The organism is Vibrio sp. 99-8-1 (assembly GCF_013114595.1).
GTDB lineage: Bacteria > Pseudomonadota > Gammaproteobacteria > Enterobacterales > Vibrionaceae > Vibrio.
The window spans coordinates 1-9,139 of record NZ_VTXE01000063.1 but is presented as its reverse complement, the minus strand read 5'-3'; the positions used below and the strand labels follow the sequence as shown (position 1 = coordinate 9,139).

Here is a 9,139-nt window from a genome sequence, read left to right as displayed (position 1 = left end):
GGTTACAAACATGGATATATTGAACATGAGCGTCCTTCGGGCAAAGCCCTAATGGACGATCACCACCTTCCTAGAAGGTGGTTTAAGGGTTGAAAACAAAAAACGCTCGTAAATAACGAGCGTTTTAATCATGTTCAATGACAGCAAAGCTAAAACTACACTTTAAACTGATCCACCAATGCCTTCTGCTGCGATGAAAGCTGAGCAATATCCCGACCCACATTCTCTGAAGACCCAGCCTGTTCCAGAATTTGTGCACTCAGCTCTCGGATATTCGCCACACTCTGATTCACTTCCCCTGAAACCGCTTTCTGTTCTTCAGCGGCACGGACAATTTCACTGTTCATATCGTTAATTTCCGCAATGGCATCAAATACCGAAGCCAGCTGAGCCACTGCCTGAGCAACCTGAGTAGAAGCGCCTTCAGCCAGTTCGTTACCGTTTTGAATAGAATTAACCACCTCAGTCGTACCGTGTTGTACTTTCTCGATAACTTGACGAATTTCACCCACTGAACCTTGTGTTCTGCTCGCCAAACTTCGCACTTCATCGGCAACAACCGCAAAACCTCTACCTTGCTCGCCTGCTCTAGCCGCTTCTATCGCAGCATTCAGGGCCAACAAATTGGTCTGTTCTGATATCCCCTCAATAACCGTCAGAATCTCTGTTATCGCGGCGTTATTTTTAGCCAGTTCTTCAACGATAGGAACCGCTTCATTCATTGTCTCGACCAACTTATGCATTTCTGTCGCTGACAACTCGATAACGTTTTGTCCCTGCAATGCTGCGTCATTTGCCTTACCGGCAGCTCCGACCGCCATATCAGCGTTTTGATAAACCAAACCTGCTGTCTGTGTCATTTCTTCAGAAGCGGTGGCGACCAAGTCAACCTCTTTAAACTGGGCTTCACTGCTGGTTCTGGTAACAGAAGCCGCTTGCTCTGCCTGAACGGTGGTATCGGCAATACGATCAGTGCTGGTCACAACTTGGCTGATGGTGGTTTGCAGTTTTTGCAAGAACTGATTGAAAACCTCTGCCAACTGACCTATTTCATCTTTACTTTTCACTTCAAGTCTTTGCGTCAAATCACCTTCACCAGAAGCGATATCATCCAATCGGTTCACCACATCCCGGATTGGCCTGACTAAGGCTTTGGAAGCGATAGCAATCACCAATAGTCCGACAGAAACAAAACCAAGGCCGAATAATATACCGGAGAAAATACTGCTCTCGGTACGCTCGGTAATCACGGCATCTAACAAACTGGCATCTGCGACCACATCAGCTCTTGGTATTTCAAGCAAGACTCCCCAGCTCTGATTTACAATAGCTGCAGGAGCAAAAACAACTAACCATTGGTTATCATCACTCCATTTTGTTTGAATATCACTCTGCTGCAAAAATCCATTTAACTGAGCGTCTGTCAGAGAGTCTGTGGAGAAATGGCTCCCAATAGCTGCCTCAGCATCATCACTAGCCACAAGGGCGCCTCGTGAAGTGAGGATAGAAACCTTACCTTTTGCATCAAATAAAGACTCATCCGTTTTAAGAGCCATCTGCTTAAGAACATCTAGCTTAATCACAATACCGATGAATCCAATCACTTCCCCTTCCTTCAGAAGAGGCAACGAAATGGATGTGGTTAATAACTGGCTATCGCCATAGTCACTGAATGCGGGAGTAGAAATACAACTGGATTTGCTTACCAACGGACAGCTAAACCTTTCTTGATTCACCGAGTCTTTCAGCATATCTTCACTGACGGTATTGGCAAGGGCACGGCTTCCGTCAAGGGACATAGCCCAGTGGGAGGCATAGCGCCCTATTTCGTTTGATCCCACATAGTCGGCGCCATGATAATTAGCATCTTCGCCATCAAGAGCATCAGGAAGGAATACCAGGTAGGCACTTTGTATGCTTTCAAAACTCTCTACTGATAGCCTCAACATATCTTCCAGAGATGTTCTCAAATCTTCACTAGCGGTAAAATTATCTTCAGCATTCTGCTGAAGAAATAGCGTTGTCTGACCTAGCATTTCAGCTCTATTATAAGCCTGCTGTAAGTAACTGATCGCCTCTGTCGCATTAAGTTGCGACTGAGCTTTTAACAGCTGTTCTGATTTTGAAACAACTGAATCGGTACTATGGTCTACAATTGTGCTGCGATTTTGATAACCGTTATAGACAGAAATGCCTATCAGTGAAAATGAAGTAAGAACTAAACATAGCCCGGAAAGAAGTGTGATCTTCCATTGAACTGAAAGAGAAAACATACCATATCCTTATCGTTTTTATGCTGGTCAACCTTAACCCTGCAGTAAGTGCTGTTGTTCGTTCATGTATAGGTTTTGTTCAACCTAAAAGCTACAAAAATATACGTGAAGGAGAAACAGACCCTACTATTCTAATGCTATCGGCTGGCTTATCAACATATTTAGCCAATAAGTTAATCCCATATACAATAATATAATTTTGAGCTCACCAGACAACTAATTGCGCTGTATACACTTCGCTTCATCACACTAAAATTAATCTGTCCATGCTGCCTGAATGCAGCATTTAACTGCTGATTAGTGCTAATATGTATCTATTCTAAAAACAAAACCGAGAACTAGAATGAAAGTAATATCCTTCAATATTAATGGCCTGCGCGCCCGTCTCCATCAACTTCAAGCCATTATTGATAAGCACCAACCTGATGTGATTGGCCTGCAAGAAATAAAAGTCCATAACGACGCATTCCCAATAGAAGACGTTGAAGCCATGGGGTATAAAGTCTACTTCCATGGACAAAAAGCTCACTACGGCGTTGCTATGCTATGTAAACAAGAACCTATCGAGGTTCTTTATGGTTTTCCTACCGATAGTGAAGAGCATCAAAAGAGAATGATTATTGCCACCTTTGCCGATAAGGATGGCCATAAAACAACCGTACTCAATGGCTATTTCCCTCAAGGGGACAATATAGAGCATGAGACTAAGTACCCTTATAAGCGTCAGTTTTATAAGGATTTAATGACCTATTTAAACGGCTATCATACTAACGAAGACAACGTAATTGTCATGGGCGATATTAATATAAGCCCTATTGATGCTGATATTGGTATTGGTGAAGTCAATCGAAAACGTTGGTTAAAAACAGGTAAATGCTCCTTCCAGCCTGAAGAGAGAGAGTGGCTTAAAACGTTACTCGATTGGGGGCTTGAGGATACCTTCAGAAATCAATACCCTGATGTGGATGACCAATTCTCATGGTTTGACTACCGCTCTAAAGGGTTTGTCGATAATCGTGGCCTTAGAATTGATGTTGTACTCGCAACGCCTGCGCTAGCCTCTCGCTGTATCGATACAGGTATTGACTATGAGCTACGAGGGATAGAAAAGCCTTCTGACCATGCTCCTATTTGGTCAACCTTTGAATAATAAGGCCTCACCGCTTGTCCTGAGTTTGGGATACGTTCACTGACAGCTAAAAACAAAAAAACCGGACTCGTCCGGTTTTTTTATCTCTATCGCGTTTATGACAACGGTCGTAAATAAGCCAAAAATCGTTTTTCTGCCTTCTTAAAACACCAAAGCATGATAAACGTTAAGCACATATAAAACAGACCAGCGGTAATATAAGACTCAAAAGGCGCATAATAACGCGAGTTCACTAACCTAGCCGCCCCTGTCAAATCAATGATAGTGACAATACCCGCAACGGCAGAACCATGAACCATAAATATCGCTTCATTACTGTACGCTGGTAACGCACGACGTAAAGCACTTGGTAAGATAATTCTACGATAAGTTTGCCAATAACTCATACCGTAAGCTTTAGCCGCTTCCACTTCCCCTTTTGGTAAACCATTTATCGCTCCGCGAATAATCTCGGCGGTGTACGCAGAAGTATTAAGAATAAAGGCAATCAGTGCACAAAACCAAGCGTTCTCCCATAGCGTTCCCTTCACTGCTATAAATTGGTCCATACCATAATAGATTAAGTACAGTTGCACTAAGAGAGGGGTTCCACGGAAAAAATAGATGTAAGCCCAAGCCGGTAGAAATACAAAATAGTTATCGGCATTTCGTGCTATTGCCAACGGAATAGCGATCACTAAACCTATAATCAACGCTACGGCAACTAACCACACCGTTGTCCAAAGGCCACTAAGGTAGATAGGAAAGCTCTCAACAATAATAGAAAAATCCATAATTACCTCGTATGAATACTAAATTTATGTTCTAAAAACTTAAGGAAGCCTGTGGAAACACTAGTAAAGAACAGAAAAATCAAAGAGATGGTCATATAAAATGTAAATGGCATTTTTGTCGAACCGGCAGCAAGGGACCCTACTCGAACCATATCTTCAAGACCGATGATCGATACCAATGCCGTCGTCTTAAGTAAAACCAGCCAGTTGTTACCAAAACCGGGCAACGCATGACGAATCATTTGCGGCAATAGAATTCGACGAAAAGCCATTGGGCCACTCATTCCATACGCTTTTGCCGCTTCTAGCTCACCGCTGTCTACCGCCATAATAGCGCCACGGAAAGTTTCCGCCATATAAGCACCAAAGATAAAACCGATGGTTAATACGCCAGCAACAAAAGGACTAATATCGACGTAATCAGGAAGGTACTCCGTCCACTCATGAGCAGGATTAGAAGATGTCATCCACTCGTTAATCCACTCGTTAACGGCATAGAGGCTATTGTTTAGCAGTATTTGACCACCAAAGAAAATAAGCATCATTAACACTAAGTCAGGAATTCCACGAATAATGGTGGTATAGAGTGTGGCAATAGCCCTAGCCCAACGGTAGGGAGCCATTTTTGCTAACGCACCTAACATACCTAGCGTCATCGCCAACAGAAGAGAAAGAAGCGCGACTTCAATCGTTAATATAGCTCCGGAAAAAATTGAAGCTCCATATCCTTTAAGATCAAACATTTATATATCCATATTCAGCAGAACAGCATAGCTGAGAAAATGCCCATTCAACATACTACTTGCAGCTAACTCATTAACAACCCGATGAGAGTGTTAGAGTGATTTGACCAAGTGGCCTGTTGAATGTTCACGTCAGTAAAGGATGAGGTGGCATTAACTGCCACCTCAAAAGCAATTAATTAATCGCCATAAACATCGTACTTGAAGTACTTGTCTTGGATCTCTTTATACTGACCACTTGCACGAACTGCTAGGATAGCCTCATCTAATTTCTTAGTTAGGTCTTTATCTTGCTTACGAACGGCAATACCAAAGCCATCGCCAAACCATTTAGGGTCAGTCAATGATGGGCCAACAAACTCATAAGCGTCACCACCTGCCTGATTGATAACACCTTCTTCTAGAGCAGATGCATCACCAAGTACCGCCACAATACGGCCATTAGCAAGATCAAGGTATGCTTCATCGAAAGAGCCATAACGAACAATTTCTACTGCATCACCATAGTTATCTGTCAGATAGCGATCATGAGTCGTCGCACGCTGAACACCAATTTTCTTGCCCGTTAAGCCCGCTTGAGTAAACTCAAGACCAGAATCTTTCTTAGCAATAAACTTGTTAGGAATAAGAGCGTATTTTCCAGTAAAATCTACTTTCTGCTTACGTTCTTCAGTAATCGACATCGCCGCGATAATTGCATCATATTTACGAGCTAGTAGAGAAGGAATAATACCATCCCAATCTTGAGCAACGATTTTGCACTTCACTTCCATTTCAGCACATAACGCATTTGCCATGTCCACATCAAAGCCACTCAAAGAGCCATCTGCTTCTGTTTTACTAAATGGAGGATAAGCACCTTCAATACCAAAGCGTACTACTTTCCAGTCCTTTGCTTGGGCAACGCCTGTTACAGCTGTTGCAGCAATCGTTGCTGCCAATAACCACTTTTTCATTTCCCTACTCCTGTGATTGAGATTAACCTGTCTAAATTTTCCGGTTTCTTAATAGAAATCCGTATTGTTATATCTTGCTTTCGTTAACGGCAACGTCCACAAGTTGTGTGTTGCAACTAATCAAACTATGTTTTAAAACACTATTTTGTTCGTATTCAGTCGCTATTAATAAATCGAAGAGATAAATTGCTGTAATCTTTCCGATTCTGGTTCAGTAAATAATTTGCTTGGATGTCCCTGCTCTTCAACCAACCCTTGATGAAGAAACATAACGTGATTCGATACATCGCGAGCAAATGCCATTTCATGCGTCACCACAAGCATGGTTCTGCCTTCTTCAGCTAAATCACGCATAACACCCAGTACTTCACCCACAAGTTCGGGGTCAAGTGCAGAAGTGGGTTCATCAAACAGCATAACTTCCGGATCGACGGCTAGTGCTCTTGCTATCGCAGCCCTTTGTTGCTGCCCACCCGATAGATGACCTGGGAAGTAATCTCGGCGCTCATACAAGCCAACTTTCTGTAATAGTAGCTCTGCATTTTCAATCGCTTGTGCTTTAGGTACCCCAAGTACATGCACTGGTGCTTCAATAACGTTTTCCAATACAGTGAGGTGGGACCAGAGATTAAAACCTTGGAATACCATGGCGAGACGAGAACGAATACGCTGAACCTGCTTCTCATTAGCAGGTACGGATTCACCCTGACGGTTATTTTTCATTTGAATAAGTTCGCCATTAACCCATATCTCACCAGCAGTAGGCGTCTCTAAAAGGTTAATACAGCGTAAAAAGGTACTTTTGCCAGAACCGGATGAGCCAATAATGGAGACGACTTCTCCCTTATGTGCTTTGAGAGATATCCCTTTCAGTACTTCATTCTGGCCAAACGTTTTATGTAAATCGTTAATTTCTAGCGCTTCTACAGCATTCATGCGCTACTACTCCCTGTTATTATGTGAAGTACTCCGACCTCGATTATGCAGTACAAACTAGCATACCCCTCTTAAAAAGCAACATATTATTAACTATTTGAGCCAAGTTCCACAAGCAATAGTACTGCATTTATATTCACATACAGACTATAAAACCACTTATTCGAGAATAAATCACCACTATGGCTGAAATTATATTTCGTAACTTAATTAACATATTTGTTACACAACTCTACTTTATAATAAATCCAAACTATTTATCACTACAGAATAGATCGATATTAGATAAGGTCATTATTGAGCATAGTGTCAAAATATACACGCAATTGGCTGCTAGGAAGTGACGATTTCTAGTCATCATTGTAGATGGTGTCATCAGAACATAGAGCCTTAACTCACGTCTTCAACTATTTTGTCGCTACATTTTTAACACTGGTTTGTTAACGAGCGACTACGGATGAAATGTGCCGATCATATAAAAGAAGAAAAGAAACGACTTACACGGCTAGATTATTGAAATAAAGCGAACAAAGTTGATTTAATCGATTTTTAACTATAGAAATTGCGTAGTTTTATTTCACTATTTTTCATAAAGTGATCAAGATCAATCACCCAAAAGAGGGAGCTTGGTAGACTTCCCCTTCAAATATTTAGACAAAATTTACAATAAATTTTAAGTCTTTAAAAATGCAGTCAAATTTTTGCCTGTATTTTGGGATGTAGTGATAAGACGATTTACTGACTAAATGACTTGTCCTGCAACTAATAACAATAATTTTGTATTACCTAACTATATAATGAGGACTCTATGTCAGACGTAGTCAACAAAGATCACTCAGAAATAGACGAGAAGAGCTACTCAGAGCTACATCGTCCCGCTTCTGAGTTCTCTAGCCGCTCTGAATATCTAGACCACGAACTTCAAATTATGAAGCCACGCCGTTTTGCTCTTAACCTGCCAGGGCGTGATTTCCGTTTTGAAATTGAAGACTTCGTACCTGCTATCGCTGGTACCATTGGCATCATCGCGATGTACTCTGCCGTAATGATGGCATGGGCTGCAGGCTTGACAGAAAAGTGGGACCACGTAAACCTAGACGTAGCATGGGCAATCGAAGTCGCTCGTGTAGAGATGCTTATTCCTGCGCTTCTGTTCTGTGTTCTGGCATCTGGTTTTATAAACCCACGGGCCAACTTGGCGGGCAACCACGGTCCAATGATACCGATGATTTTCGTTATCGCTATGGCAGGTGCTCACCCTCTTGCGCTGGCGATTCTAATCGGTGTATTCGGCCTTATTCTTAGTGCTGTTAAAGGTGGTTCCAGACTGGTTAACTTAACCAGTGAAGGGGTCGCAGGCGGTTTGCTGGTATTCCTTGGTTTCACAGGTTCAATGAGTCAGATTAACTCATTAATCGGCTGGGCTAATGGTCTTAGCAGTGAAGCTGAAGGTGTCATGGCTGGTGATATGGGCTATGTCGCTCTGATCGTACTTGGCATTACTGTTGTCACTTACGCGGTTCTCGCTAAGCTAGGCAAGCGCTGGTTGGCTATCCCTCTATGTGCAGTAACGGGCTTTGTGGTCGCTATGGCATCTGGTGCTGGTTTCGACCTTGTGTTCACCACAGAACCTGGACTACCTAACCTAAACCCAGTTTACTGGTGGGGCTCAACTGAGACAGGCTGGCAACTAGGTCTGCCAAACATGCAACATTTTATCGCATCTCTACCTTTTGCCATTCTGGCTGTAGCTATGTGGTCACCTGACTTCCTTGGCCATCGTATTTTCCAAGAACTTAACTACCCGAAACGCACTGAAAAAGTATTAATGGACGTTGATGACACTATGACTATGTGTTCTATCCGTCAGATGGTTGGTACTGCTGTCGGTGGTGGTAACATCACGTCAAGCTGGGGTACTTATATGATTCCGGCTGCGATTGCGAAACGTCCGATTCCTGGCGGCGCAATTCTGCTAGGTACTTTGGTTATTCTTATCGCCATTATCGGTTACCCGATGGATGCAGCGGTATGGCCTCCAGTAATGCGTGTTGCTCTGCTGGTTGGTGTTGCACTTCCGCTTCTTGAAGCTGGTATGCAGATGATTAAAGACGCGAAAGACTCTCAGTCTGCTGGTATTTGTGTCTTCGCGGCAATGGTAACTAACCCTGTTCTTGCATGGGCACTTAGTATGCTACTAGACAACAACGGTCTGATTGGTGACAAAGAGCGTCCTAAGAAACTAAGCAAACTAGACCGCATCATCATTCCTAGTGTTGTACTGGTTATCTGTCTAGCAGCTATGCTA

7 protein-coding genes are annotated in these 9,139 nt (G+C 42.7%); 2 read left to right on the top strand and 5 right to left on the bottom strand.

The annotated features are described in order from the left end of the window. Nucleotides 1–155: 155 nt before the first annotated feature. Nucleotides 156–2,273, bottom strand: coding sequence for a methyl-accepting chemotaxis protein (locus F0227_RS21505; RefSeq protein ID WP_171755303.1), 2,118 nt, complete (start codon nucleotides 2,271–2,273; stop codon nucleotides 156–158). Nucleotides 2,274–2,616: 343 nt separating this feature from the next. On the opposite strand from F0227_RS21505, the gene xthA reads away from it, so the two are divergent. After that, nucleotides 2,617–3,423: an exodeoxyribonuclease III gene (xthA, locus tag F0227_RS21500; RefSeq protein WP_171755302.1), complete on the top strand. Its 807-nt coding sequence runs from the start codon at nucleotides 2,617–2,619 to the stop codon at nucleotides 3,421–3,423. Between the two features lie 95 nt (nucleotides 3,424–3,518). Here xthA and F0227_RS21495 read toward each other — a convergent pair whose 3' ends face one another. The 4 genes from F0227_RS21495 to F0227_RS21480 all read right to left on the bottom strand — a co-directional run bounded on the left by F0227_RS21495 (nucleotide 3,519) and on the right by F0227_RS21480 (nucleotide 6,831). Beyond that, nucleotides 3,519–4,196, bottom strand: coding sequence for an ABC transporter permease (locus F0227_RS21495; RefSeq protein WP_171755301.1), 678 nt, complete (start codon nucleotides 4,194–4,196; stop codon nucleotides 3,519–3,521). Between the two features lie 2 nt (nucleotides 4,197–4,198). Next, the gene (locus F0227_RS21490; protein WP_171755300.1) at nucleotides 4,199–4,939 is read right to left on the bottom strand and encodes an ABC transporter permease; all 741 of its coding nucleotides are present in this window, start codon (nucleotides 4,937–4,939) and stop codon (nucleotides 4,199–4,201) included. A gap of 179 nt (nucleotides 4,940–5,118) precedes the next feature. Continuing rightward, on the bottom strand, nucleotides 5,119–5,895 hold the full coding sequence (locus F0227_RS21485; protein WP_171755299.1) for an ABC transporter substrate-binding protein: 777 nt from the start codon (nucleotides 5,893–5,895) through the stop codon (nucleotides 5,119–5,121). 165 nt (nucleotides 5,896–6,060) lie between these two features. Beyond that, nucleotides 6,061–6,831: an ABC transporter ATP-binding protein gene (locus F0227_RS21480; protein ID WP_171755298.1), complete on the bottom strand. Its 771-nt coding sequence runs from the start codon at nucleotides 6,829–6,831 to the stop codon at nucleotides 6,061–6,063. Nucleotides 6,832–7,639: 808 nt separating this feature from the next. Between F0227_RS21480 and F0227_RS21475 the strand changes: the two genes are divergently transcribed. Beyond that, nucleotides 7,640–9,139: DUF3360 family protein (locus F0227_RS21475; protein WP_171755297.1), on the top strand; the 1,500-nt coding region annotated here is incomplete at its 3' end.